Origin of the sequence: Corynebacterium tapiri, assembly GCF_006334925.1 — a bacterium.
Lineage (GTDB): Bacteria > Actinomycetota > Actinomycetes > Mycobacteriales > Mycobacteriaceae > Corynebacterium > Corynebacterium tapiri.
This window is the reverse complement of the sequence record NZ_VDHJ01000009.1, coordinates 31,974-46,427: the sequence shown is the minus strand read 5'-3', so window position 1 is coordinate 46,427 and position 14,454 is coordinate 31,974. Positions and strand designations below refer to the sequence as shown.

General features: G+C 64.6%; 14 protein-coding genes. 11 read left to right on the top strand and 3 right to left on the bottom strand.

The genetic code is table 11. The features are described from left to right. The first annotated feature begins 4 nt into the window (after positions 1–4). From ureC to FHE74_RS07240, 7 genes are read left to right on the top strand one after another with little or no spacing between them, the layout of a single operon-like run. Positions 5–1,720 carry an urease subunit alpha gene (gene ureC, locus FHE74_RS07270; RefSeq protein ID WP_139465843.1) on the top strand — a complete coding sequence of 572 codons (1,716 nt, stop codon included), beginning with the start codon at positions 5–7 and terminating at the stop codon, positions 1,718–1,720. 14 nt (positions 1,721–1,734) lie between these two features. Then, a complete protein-coding gene (gene ureE, locus FHE74_RS07265) occupies positions 1,735–2,184 on the top strand; it encodes an urease accessory protein UreE (protein ID WP_139465842.1) in 450 nt (149 codons plus the stop codon). Then, entirely contained in the window at positions 2,184–2,867 is a 684-nt protein-coding gene (locus FHE74_RS07260; protein WP_139465841.1) for an urease accessory protein UreF, read from the top strand. The genes ureE and FHE74_RS07260 overlap by 1 nt, the downstream gene beginning before the upstream one ends. A gap of 12 nt (positions 2,868–2,879) precedes the next feature. Beyond that, positions 2,880–3,491: an urease accessory protein UreG gene (ureG, locus tag FHE74_RS07255; RefSeq protein ID WP_139465840.1), complete on the top strand. Its 612-nt coding sequence runs from the start codon at positions 2,880–2,882 to the stop codon at positions 3,489–3,491. Then, a complete protein-coding gene (locus FHE74_RS07250; protein WP_218973321.1) occupies positions 3,452–4,330 on the top strand; it encodes an urease accessory protein UreD in 879 nt (292 codons plus the stop codon). Before ureG ends, FHE74_RS07250 begins: the two co-directional genes overlap by 40 nt. Continuing rightward, positions 4,330–5,205 carry an urea transporter gene (locus FHE74_RS07245; RefSeq protein ID WP_139465838.1) on the top strand — a complete coding sequence of 292 codons (876 nt, stop codon included), beginning with the start codon at positions 4,330–4,332 and terminating at the stop codon, positions 5,203–5,205. The genes FHE74_RS07250 and FHE74_RS07245 overlap by 1 nt, the downstream gene beginning before the upstream one ends. 13 nt (positions 5,206–5,218) lie before the next feature. Next, a complete protein-coding gene (locus FHE74_RS07240; protein ID WP_139465837.1) occupies positions 5,219–6,127 on the top strand; it encodes an ADP-ribosylglycohydrolase family protein in 909 nt (302 codons plus the stop codon). A gap of 6 nt (positions 6,128–6,133) precedes the next feature. Here the strand turns inward: FHE74_RS07240 and ald are convergent, their stop codons facing one another. The 3 genes from ald to FHE74_RS07225 are packed head-to-tail and all read right to left on the bottom strand — an operon-like array spanning position 6,134 to position 9,565. Next, positions 6,134–7,222, bottom strand: coding sequence for an alanine dehydrogenase (gene ald, locus FHE74_RS07235; protein WP_139465836.1), 1,089 nt, complete (start codon positions 7,220–7,222; stop codon positions 6,134–6,136). 24 nt (positions 7,223–7,246) lie between these two features. Further along, entirely contained in the window at positions 7,247–8,191 is a 945-nt protein-coding gene (hutG, locus tag FHE74_RS07230) for a formimidoylglutamase (RefSeq protein WP_139465835.1), read from the bottom strand. A gap of 3 nt (positions 8,192–8,194) precedes the next feature. Then, complete coding sequence (locus FHE74_RS07225) at positions 8,195–9,565, bottom strand: amino acid permease (protein WP_139465834.1); 1,371 nt, start codon at positions 9,563–9,565, stop codon at positions 8,195–8,197. A gap of 156 nt (positions 9,566–9,721) precedes the next feature. Here FHE74_RS07225 and FHE74_RS07220 point away from each other — a divergent pair, with 156 nt between their 5' ends. The 4 genes from FHE74_RS07220 to FHE74_RS07205 all read left to right on the top strand — a co-directional run bounded on the left by FHE74_RS07220 (position 9,722) and on the right by FHE74_RS07205 (position 14,451). Continuing rightward, positions 9,722–10,474, top strand: a complete 753-nt coding sequence (locus FHE74_RS07220; RefSeq protein WP_139465833.1) for an IclR family transcriptional regulator — start codon at positions 9,722–9,724, stop codon at positions 10,472–10,474. Between the two features lie 3 nt (positions 10,475–10,477). Continuing rightward, entirely contained in the window at positions 10,478–10,945 is a 468-nt protein-coding gene (locus tag FHE74_RS07215; protein WP_139465832.1) for a hypothetical protein, read from the top strand. A gap of 261 nt (positions 10,946–11,206) precedes the next feature. Further along, on the top strand, positions 11,207–12,739 hold the full coding sequence (gene hutH / locus FHE74_RS07210; protein ID WP_139465831.1) for a histidine ammonia-lyase: 1,533 nt from the start codon (positions 11,207–11,209) through the stop codon (positions 12,737–12,739). Between the two features lie 32 nt (positions 12,740–12,771). Then, positions 12,772–14,451, top strand: coding sequence for a urocanate hydratase (locus FHE74_RS07205; RefSeq protein WP_139465830.1), 1,680 nt, complete (start codon positions 12,772–12,774; stop codon positions 14,449–14,451). Positions 14,452–14,454 lie beyond the last annotated feature (3 nt).

Here is a 14,454-nt window from a genome sequence, read left to right as displayed (position 1 = left end):
ACCCATGAGTTTCAGCGTGGATCGCCGCACCTACAGCGCCCTCTATGGCCCCACCACCGGTGACTCGGTCCGGTTGGGTGATACGGAACTCTTTGCCACAGTCGAAAAAGACCTGACCTATCCGGGTGAGGAGGCGACCTTCGGCGGCGGCAAGGTGATTCGAGATGGCATGGGGCAAAACTCTCGTCTGGTGCGTGACGACGAAGTCCCCGACCTGGTCATCACCAACGTCCTGATCATTGACTGGACCGGCATCTACAAGGCCGACGTCGCGGTGCGCGACGGTCACATCATGAAGATCGGCAAAGCCGGCAACATGGACATCATGATGGGCGTGGACATCACCATCGGTGTGGCCACCGACATCATTTCGGGCGAGGGCAAGATCCTTACGGCCGGGGGCATCGATACGCACATCCACTTCATCAGCCCCGATCAGATCCCGACCGCCCTCTACTCCGGCATTACCACCATGATTGGTGGCGGCACGGGGCCGTCGGAAAGCACCAAAGCCACCACGATCACGCCGGGCAAGTGGAACATCGCCAACATGCTGCGGGCCTTTGAGGCCTTCCCCATGAACTTTGGCCTGCTGGGTAAGGGCCACGGCTCCCGCCTGGCGCCGATGGCCGAGCAGATCCGTGCCGGGGCGATCGGGCTTAAGGTCCACGAGGACTGGGGCGCAACACCCGCTGCCATCGACACCGCGCTGCGCGTTGCCGACAAGTACGACGTGCAGGTGGCCATCCACACGGACACGCTCAACGAGGCGGGCTTTGTGCAGGACACCAAGCGCGCGATCGGCGGGCGCGTCATCCACACCTTCCACACCGAGGGTGCGGGCGGCGGCCACGCCCCCGACATCATCGAGCTGGCCGGTGAGATCAACGTCCTGCCCGCCTCTACCAACCCCACGCTGCCGTACACGCGCAACACCATCGAAGAGCACCTGGACATGCTCATGGTGTGCCACCACCTCAACCCCGGGCTGCCGGAAGACGTGGCGTTCGCGGATTCGCGCATTCGGGCGGAGACGATCGCTGCGGAGGACGTGCTGCACGACATGGGCGTGTTCTCGATTACCTCCTCGGACTCGCAGGCCATGGGGCGCGTTGGCGAGGTCATCCTGCGCACGTGGCAGGTTGCGGACTCCATGAAGCGTCAGCGCGGCACCCTGCCGGAGGACGCGAAGATCTACGGCGACAACGAGCGCATCAAGCGCTACGTGTCCAAGTACACGATCAACCCCGCGATTGCGCAGGGCATCTCACATGCCGTGGGCAGCGTGGAAGAGGGAAAGTTCGCCGACCTCGTGTTGTGGGACCCCAAGTTCTTTGGCGTGCGCCCCGAGACGATTATCAAGGGTGGCCAGGTCGTGGGCGTGAACATGGGCGATCCCAACGCTTCGATTCCCACTCCGCAGCCCAGCATGTACCGTTCGTCGTTCGGCGCCTATGGCATGGCGGTGGCGGACTCGGCCATCACCTTCTTGCCCAAGATCGCTATTGATCACGACCTGAAGGCAACCCTGGGCCTGCGCAAGCACGTGCAGGCAGTCGGCAACATCCGGAACTTGCGCAAGCAGGACATGAAGTTCAACGGTTCTACCCCGCACATTGAGGTCGACCCGGAGACCTACGAGGTCACCGTCAACGGGAAGCCGATCACCGCCGAGCCCTGCGAGACCGTGCCGCTGGGTCAGCGCTACCACCTGTTCTAAGAAGGAGAAAAGCCATGATCGTGACCCAGCTAGTGGGCAATACCCGCGACATCGACCTGCAGGATCGCCACGTCGAGCGCATTTGGCTCAATGGCCAGCAGCTGGTCAAGCGCACCCAGCGGGTGGTCACCGATCACGGCACGGAGATTGGTCTGCGGCTGCCTACAGGAGCGCGCGACCTTAAGGACGGCGACATCGTGGCCATGGATGAGGCGAACGCCGTCATCGTCGCGGTGGAGGAGACCGACGTGCTGGTCATTACCCCGGAAAGCATCCACAGCATGGGGGTCACAGCCCACGCCCTGGGCAACCGCCACCTGCCGGCGCAATTCTTCGAGCCCAACGAGATGGTGGTGGCTTACGACCACACCGTGGAGCAGTACCTGCGCGCGCACGACATTCCCTTTGAGCGGACCCAGCGGTTGATGGACGAGCCCTTCCGCCACGCCGAGCACACCCACTAATGGCTCGCCTGGCAGCACTCTTAGGCGGCATGCAGCTGACTGATTCCGCCTTGCCGACGGGTGCCTTCGCCCACTCAATGGGTTTTGAGACCTACATGGCGGCTGGCCAGATCACCGATCACCACTCCTTTCAGCGGTGGCTGCAGGCTTTTACCGCCCAGCAGTTGACGTTCACCGACGCGCTGGCAGTGCGCATGGTCTATCGGGCGGACAGGTTTGCGGACATCGCGGACCTCGACCACATGCTCACCGCCCAGGCGCTTCCCGAGCAGGTGCGCACAGCCGGCATGACCATGGGTAAACGGTTGATCTCCATGGCAAGCGCCAACTACCAGGGTGAGTGGATCCAGCAGTACTCCCAGGAGGTCAGCGCGCAGAAGTTGTGGGGTCATCCTGCCTGCGCGTGGGCCCTGGTCGCTCGCGAGTTGGGGATTGACCAGGAGGAGGCCGTCGCCCAGCACGTCTATGCGACCATCATCGCGTTGACCCAGAACGCCGTCCGCGCGATTCCCCTGGGGCAAAACGCAGGCCAGGAGATCATTTTCCGGGCGCAGGAATGGGTAGAACGGGCTGTGGAAGTTTCTTGGGCGCTTGAGCGGGAAGACTTGGGAGCCATCTCACCTGGTTTAGAGATCGCCCAGATGAATCACGAGCGCCAACGTGCTCGCATGTTTATGAGTTAGGAAGTAATAGGTATGGATCCCGTCATTATTGGCATTGGTGGCCCGGTTGGGGCCGGAAAGACCCAGCTCATCGAGCGTATTTCCCGCGCAGTGGAGGGAGAGATCCCCATGGCTGCCATCACCAACGACATCTACACCATCGAGGACGCGAAGATCCTGGCGCGCAACTCCGTGCTCAGCGAGGACCGCATCATCGGCCTGGAGACCGGAGGGTGCCCGCACACCGCAATCCGCGAGGACACCTCCATGAACGAGGCCGCTATTGAGCAGCTCAAGGAGCGTTTCGACGATCTTTCGCTCATCTTCGTCGAGTCCGGCGGCGATAACCTCTCCGCCACGTTCTCCCCCGAGCTCGTTGACTTTTCCATCTACATCATCGACGTCGCCCAGGGCGAGAAAATCCCGCGCAAGGCGGGCCAGGGCATGATCAAGTCCGACCTGTTCATCATCAACAAGACGGACCTGGCCCCGTATGTGGGCGCAGATCTTGCGGTCATGGAAAGTGATTCCCGAGAGTTCCGCGGTGACAAGCCCTTCGTGTTCACCAACCTGAAGACGGACGAGGGATTGGACAAGGTCATGGAATGGATCCGCCACGACGTGCTCATGGTGGATCTCGCCTAATGGAGCACGCGGCGAGCGCCACGGGAAGCCTGCAGCTGAAGATCGCGCTCCAAAATCATGGGGGCGGCACCAGGTCTTACGCCGCCCAGCAATTCCACCAGGGCGCGTTGCGCGTGCTGCGGCCTTTGTATCTGGACTCCTCCGGCCAGGTGACCTATCACGTGATCAACCCGGGCGGGGCCTACTTCGGGGGCGATAACTACGAGCTCGACGTCACCATTTCCGCGGGTGCTTCCTTGCTGCTGACCACCCAATCGGCCACCAAGGTGTACAAGACCCCGGGTCAGCCGGCCGTGCAAACGATGCGCGTGCATGTGGGGGCGGAAGCGACCTTTGACTATCTGCCAGACCAGCTCATTGTGTACCGCGATGGCACCTATAAGCAGTCCACGGTGGTGGAGGTGGAGGAAACCTCGCAGGTGATCATGGGGGAGATCATCACCCCGGGATGGTCACCGGCCGGTGAGAGCTTTGCCTACGACGGTGCCTACCTGCGCACCGAGGTGCGGTTCCAGGGCGCGCCGTATGTGGTCGACCAGGTGCGCTTCTTGCCCCACGACGGGGACATGACAGGCATAGGCATGATGGAGGGCTATAGCCATGCCGGCCAGCTGCTCCTGCTGGGCACGCAGGTGCTCCAACACCGAGAAACGATTGCTGCACTAGCCCGAGAAAGCGATGCCCACGTGGGTTTGAGCTCCGCCGGTGCCCCGATCCCCGCGGCCCCGCCGTGCCTGGCGGTGCGCAGCCTGGCTCATTCCACCGAGGTGCTTATGGGTCTGCACAGCCAGATCGCGGAAGTCGTGCGCGGCCGACCCATTCCCTTAACGAGGTTCTAATGCACATCCTGCACGTCATCGGCCGCTCGATCGGCCAGATCTACTTTCTGCCCAATGCAATGAGCGGCTGGCTCATGCTGGGCGCAGTTCTTTTGTGGTCGCCTCCAGCAGCAGCCTTTTTGCTTCTCGGCGTGCTTACGCAAAACGCATGCGCATACGTGCTGCGGGCACCTGCGGAGGACGTGCACCAGGGTGTGTACGGGTTCAACGGTGCGCTGGTGGGCATTGCCGCCTACCTGCTGGCCGGGTTTGGTGTCCGCGGGGCGCTGTGCGCGATCCTGGGGTCTGCGGTGTGCGCTGGGCTGCAGTATTGGCTCGTGCCCGTGCTGGCGCGGATCAATCTTCCGGGAATGACCGCACCCTTTTGCCTGGTGGCAAGCGTGTTCTCGCTCTTTCCCGCCTCGTGGGGCATGCCGGCAGAATCTGCTGCCGTCGGCGGGGTGGCCGGCATTATGCGCGGAGCGCTGACGAGCTTCTCGCAGGTGATGCTGGCGGGTGCGCCTCTGACCGCCGCCATCATCGTGGCAGCGCTCGCGCTGGGCTCAGTGCGGCTATTGATCTTCGGGGCAGGTGGCGCAGCGGTAGGTATCGTCGGCGGCTTGGCAATCACCGCGGGCAGCGTCAGCGAGGGCCTGACGGGATATTGTGCCGTGCTGGCCGCGATGGCCTTGGGTGTGGCACTCCCGGTGGCTAGCAATCGGCGCACGCGAATCCTCACCGCCGCCGGGGCCGCCCTGCTCAGCGTGGTGATCTTGGCCGTTTTTCATTCGCTGCATTGGGCGGCCTTCACCTGGCCATTCGTGTTGTCTGTCTGGATTGTGGTGGGCGTTCACGGCTGGCTGGGCCAAGCTACCTCACAACGCCGGAGACTCTAATACAGTAAGGCTCATGACAACTTCTGCCCTCGATCGCGCCCAGGGGATTCTGTACGGCCAGTTCATCGGTGACAGCCTGGGAAGCCTCGTGGAGTTTCGGACGTCCGAGGAGATTGCGCAGGCCTATCCCGAGGGGGTTCGGGAACTAGCCGCCGGCGGTCCCTTCGACCTTGCCGCTGGCCAGCCCACCGATGATTCCGAGCTCGCCGTGACGCTGGCTCGCTCTATCGTGCGGGCAGGGGGCTATGAGGGGGCGGACGTCGTGCCGGCTTACGAGCGCTGGGCAGAGTCCGACCCGGTCTACATCGGCCCGGATAGCTCCATGGCGCTGGTCCACGGATCTCCCGACGCGGGCAGCCAAGAAAACGGCGCCCTGATGAGGGTGAGCCCGTTGGCTGTGGCCTTCCGTCCGGCGGAGGCCGCGGAGCATGCTCGTTATGACGCCGAAGTCACCCACCCAAACCCGCTGACCGTCGAGGTCAACGCAGTCTATGCCGGGGCACTCTCGGCTGTGCTGGAGCATGGGTTGGATGCCCAGGGGGCGCTAGACCAGCTCATCAGCCGGGCAACCGGGGAGCTGCGCGAGTTCATCGACCGCTCCCGCACCCATCTGCCGGGTGACTTCTTGCTGCAAATGGGCTCGGTAAACAAAGCCGTCGCTGCGCTGGTGTGGGAGCTTGAGCATGGCACCGAGTTTGAGGAGTCTCTCGTGCGCGTCATCGGACGCGGCGGCGACACCGACACCAACGCCGCCATCGCCGGTGCTTTCCTCGGCGGGGTGTACGGCGTGGAGGGCATCCCGCAGCGCTGGCGCACCGTCATCGACCGCGTGCGCCCGGCGGGACGTCCGGAGGAGTACTGGCCCGGGGACGTGGAGGCGCTGGCTCAGCAGCTTCTCGACGTCCGTTCCAGCACGTCCTAGGAGGTTCTACTCCGGCGTCGGCTCGCCCAGCTCGCGAGCGATGACCGGGTGGACCACGCGACCCTCGTGGGTGTTCAGGCCGGCGGCCAGGTGAGGATCGTTGGCCACGGCGTCTTCCCAGCCATTGGCTAGCGCGCGCACGAACGGAAGGGTCGCCGTGGTGAGCGCGGCCGTGGAGGTACGCGGCACCGCGCCGGGCATGTTGGCCACGCAGTAGAAGACCTTGCCGTCGATCTCGAAGGTCGGATCGTCGTGCGTGGTGGGGTGGGAGTAGGCGAAGCAGCCGCCCTGGTCGATGGCGACGTCGACAAGCACAGCGCCCTTCTTCATCGTCGCCACCATCTCCTCAGTGACCAGCTTCGGCGCGGCCTCACCCGGGATGAGCACGGTGCCGATGACGAGGTCGGCGTTGCGTACGGCCTCGGCGATGTGGGTGCTTGTCGACGCCAGCGTGCGCAGGCGGGAACCGTAGCGGGCAGACAGCTCGCGCAGGCGGGGGAGGTTGACGTCCAGGATGGTGACGTCTGCGCCGAGGCCCATGGCCATTTGTGCCGCGTGCTCGCCGGCAACGCCACCACCGATGATGGCTACCGACGCGGGAGGGGTGCCCGGCACACCGCCGAGCAGAACGCCCTCGCCGCCCTGGGAATGCATGAGGTGGTAGGCGCCGACCTGGGCCGAGAGACGACCAGCGACCTCACTCATGGGAGTCAGCAGCGGAAGACCGTGGTTGGAGGTGACGTTCTCGTAGGCGATGGAGGTGACCTTGTTGCGCTTGAGCGCTTCTGCCACCTCGGGCTCAGCAGCCAGGTGGAGATAGGTGAACAGGAGCTGCCCCTCCTGCATCAGGTCGAACTCGCTGGGCTGCGGCTCCTTGACCTTGAGTACCAGCTCGCTTTCCCAGGCCTCGGCGGCCGTATCGACGATCTGGGCGCCGGCCTTCTGGTAATCGGAGTCGGAGTATCCAGCACCTTCACCGGCGTGCGTTTCTACGCGTACAGTGTGCCCGCCCAAAGCGAGCTCGGTGACCGCGTTGGGGGTCAACGCGACGCGGTACTCGTGGTTCTTCACTTCACGTGGGCAGCCGATAATCATGTATTACACGCTCCTTCGAGGGGTTTAGTTGGGGGAAGAGTTCTGTGCCTGCCAGGCGGTTGTGACGACGTCGTGGATAAGGCGGGCCGCCACCTTGGCGGTGCGGGAATCGACGTCGAACTCGGGGTTGAGCTCGACGACGTCCACCAGCGCAAGCCGGCCGGTAGCCGCCACCGCCAAAGCGATAGCCCGCACCCGGTCCAGATCCACACCGAGTCCGGCGGGTGCTGAGACCCCGGGTGCCACCGCGGCGGGCAGCACGTCCAGGTCGATGCTCAGATGGATAGGTCTGTCACCCTGGCAGGCATCCGTAGCGCGCTGGGCGCACTCGGCGGGGCTTTGGGCCAGCAGCTCGTGGTCCAGGACAACGGTGGTTCCCAGCTGCTCAGCCGTGGCAAACAGCGCCGCAGTGTTGTTGGGCTCCGAGATGCCCAAGACCGTGTAGTCGAAGTCCTCGCCGACGAGGTCGGCGATATTGCGGAACGGGGTGCCAGAGGTCGGCTCGTCGGCCTCGCGCAGGTCAAAGTGGGCATCGATATTAACGATCCCGGCCGCCCCGCGGGCCTGGTACAGGCCTCGATGCGAGGCGAAGGCGGTTTCGTGCCCACCACCGAGGACCACGACCAGGTTGTTGCGCTGGGCCAGGTCGCTCACGCGTGCCGACAGCTCCGCCTGACCACTTTCCAGGTCAGTTCCGGGCGTGGTGACCGTGCCGGCGTCGACAAGCGAAATATCAGAGTGCACCGCCAGCGACCCCAGAGCAGAACGCAGAGCCTCAGGGCCCGCGGCTGCTCCCGGGCGACCGTGATTGCGGCGCACCCCCTCGTCGGAGGAGAAGCCGAGCAGAGCAACCGCGTTGGTGGCGTGGCCGTCATCGGGACGGATCACGCTGTGCCAGCGGGCGTGTTCGGGTCCGGGGCCGTCCGAGCGGCCCGACCAGTCGGGAGCGGGGGAGTAGAGGGAGGTCATCGCTTAAGAAGTCCTCGATCGACGGTAGATGGTGAAGTACAAGATGCTCATGATGGCCAGGAACGCGATGCCGACGCCCAACGCCAGGCGGAAGTCGGGGATCCACGCCATGATGAGGAACGTGGCCAGGATAAATCCGACGGCGAAATATTGCCCGAAGGGCCAGAACGGCACGCGGTACTCCAGCTTGGCCACGTCCGCCTTGGTCATGCCGCGGCGAGAGGCCAGGTGAGCCAGCAGGATCATCAGCCACACGTATACCGTGGCAAAGGTGGCCAGGCTGGCGACGATGGTGAACACCTTTTCCGGCAGGAAGGCGTTGAGCACGACGCCGATAACCAGCACTGCCAGCAGGATCACGGTGGTCATCACCGGCACGCCGCGCCGGGTCTTGGCCATGATGGCCGGGGCAAGGTTCTCACGGGCCAGGCCGGTGAGCACGCGGCCGGCGCCGAAGAGGTCGGCGTTGATGGCGCTCAGTGCCGCGGTGATCACCACGACGTTGAGCAGGGCGGCCGCCCAGGTCACGCCCAGGGCGTCGAAGATCTGGACGAAGGGGGATTCCTCGCCGGTAATCGTGTTCCACGGGTTGATCATCAGGATGATCAGGATGGCCAGCACGTAGAACAGCAGGATGCGGAAGGGCACCGTGTTGATGGCCCGGGGCACCGACTTCTCGGGGTTTTCTGCCTCCACGCCGGCCACGCCGATGATCTCGGTGCCACCGAAGGCGAAGAGCACCAGGATGAATGCAGAGATCATGCCGCCAATGCCGTTGGGGAAGAACCCGCCGTGAGCGACCAGGTTGTGGGGGCCGGTCTCGTGGGCGCCACTCAGCCCGAAGGCCAGGACCGCTGCACCGCCGATGATCATGGCCACCACCGCGCCGACCTTGATGATGGTGAAGCCAAACTCCAGCTCACCGAAAACCTTGACCGAGGCTAGGTTGGCCGCTCCCACGATCAGCAGAGTCGCAGCGACCCAGATCCACTGGGACACGTCGGGGAACCAGAACTTCATGTAGATGCCTACGGCAGTGAGGTCCGCTAAGCACACGATGATCATCTCGAAGGCGAACATCCAGCCGGTGATGTAACCGGCCCAGCCTCCGAGGTGTGCGCGGGCGTATTCCGCGAAGGACCCGGTGATGGGGTTGCGCACGGCCATCTCGCCAAGCGCGCGCAGCATGAAGTACACGACTGCGCCGCCGAGGAGGTAAACCAGCAGCACAGACGGGCCGGCCGCCTGGATCGCTTCTGCGGAACCATAGAAAAGGCCCGTGCCGATTGCCGACCCCAGCGCGATGAAATGCAGGTGACGGTGCTTCAGGCCGGGCGCTGCGGGCGCCGTCTGGGTCCTGGGTTCGCCTGTCATGGCTGCTCCTTAGGTGTGTGGTTGATCACGATTCATCGTGGTTGTGCCTGACGCTACGTCTGTCGAGCAATATTGTGCACTAGATCTCACTCACGGAGAGTCTGGCATGTGAGACTTTCCAGTTCGCACCCTACGCGTCGCGCTAGTGTGTGCACCGTGCAACCCTCATCAACCGGTCAAGTTCCTGCTGCGCGCAACACGCTGAGCATCTTGGCGTTGTTGTCCTCCATCGACGTGCCGATCTCCGCTGCCCGCATTCGGGCCGAACTCGACCTCCCGCGCTCCACCACCTATCACCTGCTTAAAGAGATGGTGGCAGCCGGTTTTGTGGTGCACCTTCCCGAACAGCAGACCTACGGTTTGGGCCTGCACGCCTATTCGATGGCCCAGGCCTACACCCGCCAGCAGCCCCTGGTGCGACTCAGTGCCAAGCCGCTGCAGGAGGCCGCCACCTTGGTGGGAGGTTCCGGGCATTTGTCGCACTTGTCGGGCTCCGAGATCGTCTACCTTCAGGAGATTCGTGCTCAGGGGGCCGTCTCGCTGATTACCGCAGTAGGGGTGCGCTTGCCGGCGGTCAAAACGGCTTCGGGCCGCATCATGCTCGCCCACCTTCCCGAGGTCGAAGCGCGCGCGCTCTACTCCACCTCCGGTGCCACGGGGAGTTTCCAAGACTTCCGGCGCTTGCTTATCGACGCCCGGCAACGTGGTTGGGCCAGCGAATCCGAAGAAGTTAGTCGCGGGCAAGAGTCTGTGGCAGTCGCCATCCTGGACCACCTGTCTCGGCCTGCCGCCGCGTTGGCCGTGACCTATCCGAGTGGAGTTGCCGGGACGGGAGCAGAGCAGGCCCGCGAGGTCTTGCATCGGGCCGCGCAAAGAATCGAGCGCCAAATGTACGGAGTGGGGGCCTAAGGCATGGCACTGGTGGATCTCCTCTGGAGCCTCGTGCTCATAACCGCGCCCAGCGTTCTGATCTCCGGGCCTCGCTCGCTGCGCGATGGCAAGCGCCGACGGTTGTTTCTGTTGGCCATTGCCGCTGGCCTGGGCAGCGCCGCCCTCTGGTTCAGCTGGAGTCCCGACCGTTCGGTCCTGGAGGTCTTCCGCCTGGGCATGTCCAACCAGCTGTCGTGGTGGCAGGTCCTCGCTTGTGGCTTCACCCTCATCGCGGCCAACACGGCCCTAGCCGTGCGGTACGTGCACCGGGCCGACCAGGTGCGCGCCTTGGCCGCTGGCCTGGCGACGGGTTTCGCCTCCTCCTACTGCATCTCGGACGCGATCACGAGCAACCCGCAGGCTGGCATCGGGGCACTCATGGCTTACGTGGGCACGCTGGTGTGCGCTTTGGTGTTCAACTGTCTGCTCTACGCGTGCTTACGCTTGTAGGCGCTCTTCGGCCGCTAGGCCTCTACCGCTAAACCTCTAAAGGAATAGGGCCAAAGGGGTCCGCTTTTGGCTCTAAACCTCTAAAGGGCGCCTGCTTTGGTCCTATTCCTTTAGAGGTTTAGCCAAACGAATCGAGCTTTAACCAAACGGGTAGAGCTCCGGCCGAAACGGGCGCCCCATCCACCTGCGGTGTCTCATATGCGAGACGACCAGCCCCGCGGGGATAGTGAGACGGGTCACGTGCCTCGCTAGCGTGGCCTCATGATCACTATCGGTATTGGCCCATTGAGCATCGAAGACGTCGTCGCCATCGCTCGTCACGGCGAGCAGGTCGAAGTAAGCAGCGAGGCGCTTGACGCCATCGCGGAAACCCGCGAGCGAGTCGAGGAACTCGCCAACAGCGATACCCCGGTATACGGAATCAGCACCGGATTTGGTGCCCTGGCCAACCGCCACATTCCGGATGAGATGCGCGCCCAGCTGCAGCTTTCCCTCGTTCGCTCTCATGCAGCCGGATCGGGTCCCGAGGTGGAAGAAGAAGTCATCCGCGCTTTGATGGCCCTTCGCTTGTCGACGCTGTGCACCGGCCGAACCGGTGTCCGCCCGATCGTGGCCAAGACCTATGCGGACGTCCTCAACGCAGGCATCACCCCGGTCGTGCGCGAGTACGGTTCGCTCGGTTGCTCCGGTGACCTGGCGCCGCTGGCGCACTGCGCCCTGGCACTTCTGGGCGAGGGCGAGGTGCGCGTCAACGGCGGAGAGATCGAGCCGGCCGGAGACGCCCTGAAGCGCGCCGGAATCGAGCCGCTGGCCCTGCGGGAGAAGGAGGGCCTGGCGCTGATCAACGGCACGGATGGCATGCTCGGCCAGCTGTGCCTGGCTATCACGGATCTGCGTGAGCTGGCGCGTCTGGCAGACGTCGCAACGGCGATGACGGTCGAGGGACTCACCGGAACGCTGACGGTGTTCGCTGATGACCTGCAGCAACTGCGCCCGCACCCGGGCCAGGCTGATGCGGCGGCCAACGTGCGCACCGTGGCTGCTGACTCGCCGATCCTGGAGGCAGCCCACGAGAACTTCAAGGCCAAGCAGGTGCAGGACGCCTACTCGGTGCGTTGCGCTCCGCAGGTAGCCGGCGGATTCCGCGACACCCTGGACCACGCTGCACTGGTGGCTGGTCGCGAGCTCGCCGCCGCGGTGGACAACCCGGTGGTGGCGCTCGACGGGCGCGTGAGTTCGAACGGAAACTTCCACGGCGCCCCGGTCGCTTACGTCCTCGACTTCCTGGCTGTAGTCACCGCCGATCTGGCCTCCATGTCGGAGCGCCGCACCGACCGCTTCCTGGATCCTGCCCGTAACCGCGGGCTCAGCGCCTTCCTGGCGGACGACCCGGGCGTGGACTCCGGCCACATGATCGCGCAGTACACCCAGGCCGGCATTGTTGCGGAGCTCAAGCGACTGGCTGTGCCGGCGTCGGCGGACTCCATTCCGTCCTCGGCAATGCAGGAAGACCACGTCTCGCTGGGCTGGTCGGGTGCCCGCAAGCTGCGTAAGTCCGTCGATGGCCTGCGCCGCGTGCTGGCTATTGAGCTGTTGACGGCGGCTCGTGCCGTCGATATGCGAGAGCAGAGCCCCGCAGCCGGCACCGGCGCTGCGATCTCGGCCATCCGCACCGTGGCAGAGGGCCCGGGCACGGACCGCTTCCTCTCGCCGGAAATCGAGAGCACGGTGGGCATCCTCGAGGATGGTTCGCTGCTGGCAGCTGTGGAAAAGGCCGTCGGAAAGCTTCGCTAAAAACACACCCCGTTTGAAAGGCAGGATCGAAAATGTCTAACCCCCGTGAAGTTCGCGCTCCCCGCGGCACCGAGCTCAACGCGAAGAGCTGGCAGACCGAGGCACCGCTGCGCATGCTCATGAACAACCTCGACCCCGAGGTCGCCGAGCGCCCGGAGGACCTGGTTGTTTATGGCGGCACTGGCCGTGCGGCGCGTAGCTGGGAGGCGTTCGACGCGATCGTCGATACGCTCAAGGACCTCGAGGAGGACGAGACCCTGCTGGTGCAGTCCGGCAAGCCTGTCGGCGTCTTCCGCACCAACGCCTGGGCACCGCGCGTGCTCATCGCTAACTCGAACCTGGTGGGCGACTGGGCCAACTGGCCGGAATTCCGCCGCCTCGAGGCCGAGGGCCTGATGATGTACGGCCAGATGACCGCCGGTTCCTGGATCTACATCGCTACCCAGGGCATCCTGCAGGGCACCTTCGAGACCTTCGCCGCTGTGGCCAAGAAGCGCTTCGGGGGCAGCCTGGCCGGCACCATCACCCTGACCGGTGGTTGTGGCGGCATGGGTGGTGCCCAGCCGCTGGCAGTGACCCTCAACGGCGGTGTGTGCATCATCGCGGACGTGGACCGCAGCCGCCTGGAGCGTCGTCAAGCCAAGCGCTACCTGCACGAGATCGCCGATGACCTCGACGCCGCCATTGCGCGCGCCAACGAGGCCAAGGCCAACAAGGAAGCCGTCTCCATCGGTGTGGTCGGCAACGCCGCCGACATCTTCCCCGCGCTGCTGGAGCGTCACCGCGCCGGCGACATCACCGTCGATGTGGTCACCGACCAGACCTCCGCGCACGACCCGCTGAGCTACCTGCCCAGCGAGATCACCGTGGATGACTGGGCACGCGAGGCCGAGGATGACCCGGAGACCTTTACCAAGAAGTCCCGCGAATCCATGGCCCGCCAGGTCCAGGCCATGGTGGAGTTCCAGGACGAGGGCGCTGAGGTCTTCGATTACGGCAACTCGATCCGCGACGAGGCTCGCCACGCTGGTTACAACCGCGCCTTCGAGTTCCCCGGCTTCGTGCCCGCCTACATTCGCCCGCTGTTCTGTGAGGGCCTCGGCCCGTTCCGCTGGGTGGCACTGTCCGGTGACCCGGAGGACATCCGCGTGACCGACGAGGCCATCAAGGAGCTCTTCCCCGACAACGAGCACCTGCACACCTGGATCGATGCCGCTGGCGAGTACGTCGAGTACGAGGGCCTGCCGGCTCGTATCGCCTGGCTGGGTTACGGTGAGCGCCACAAGGCTGGCCTGCTGTTTAACAAGCTCGTTGCCGAGGGCAAGGTCAAGGCCCCGATCGTTATTGGCCGCGACCACCTCGACTCCGGCTCCGTGGCCTCCCCGTACCGCGAGACTGAGTCCATGCTGGACGGCTCCGACGCCATCGCTGACTGGCCGCTGCTCAACGCCCTGACCTCTACCTCCTCTGGTGCCACCTGGGTGTCTATCCACCACGGCGGTGGCGTGGGCATCGGCCGCTCCATCCACGCCGGTCAGGTCACCGTGGCCGACGGCACCGAGCTGGCCGCCGCTAAACTGCAGGCCGTGCTCACCAACGATCCGGGCATGGGCGTGATCCGCCACGTCGATGCCGGTTACGAGCGCGCTCACGAGGTTGCCGAGGAGCGTGGTGTGCGCGTGCCCATGCAGTTCCACTCTCGAGAGAAGTAATAG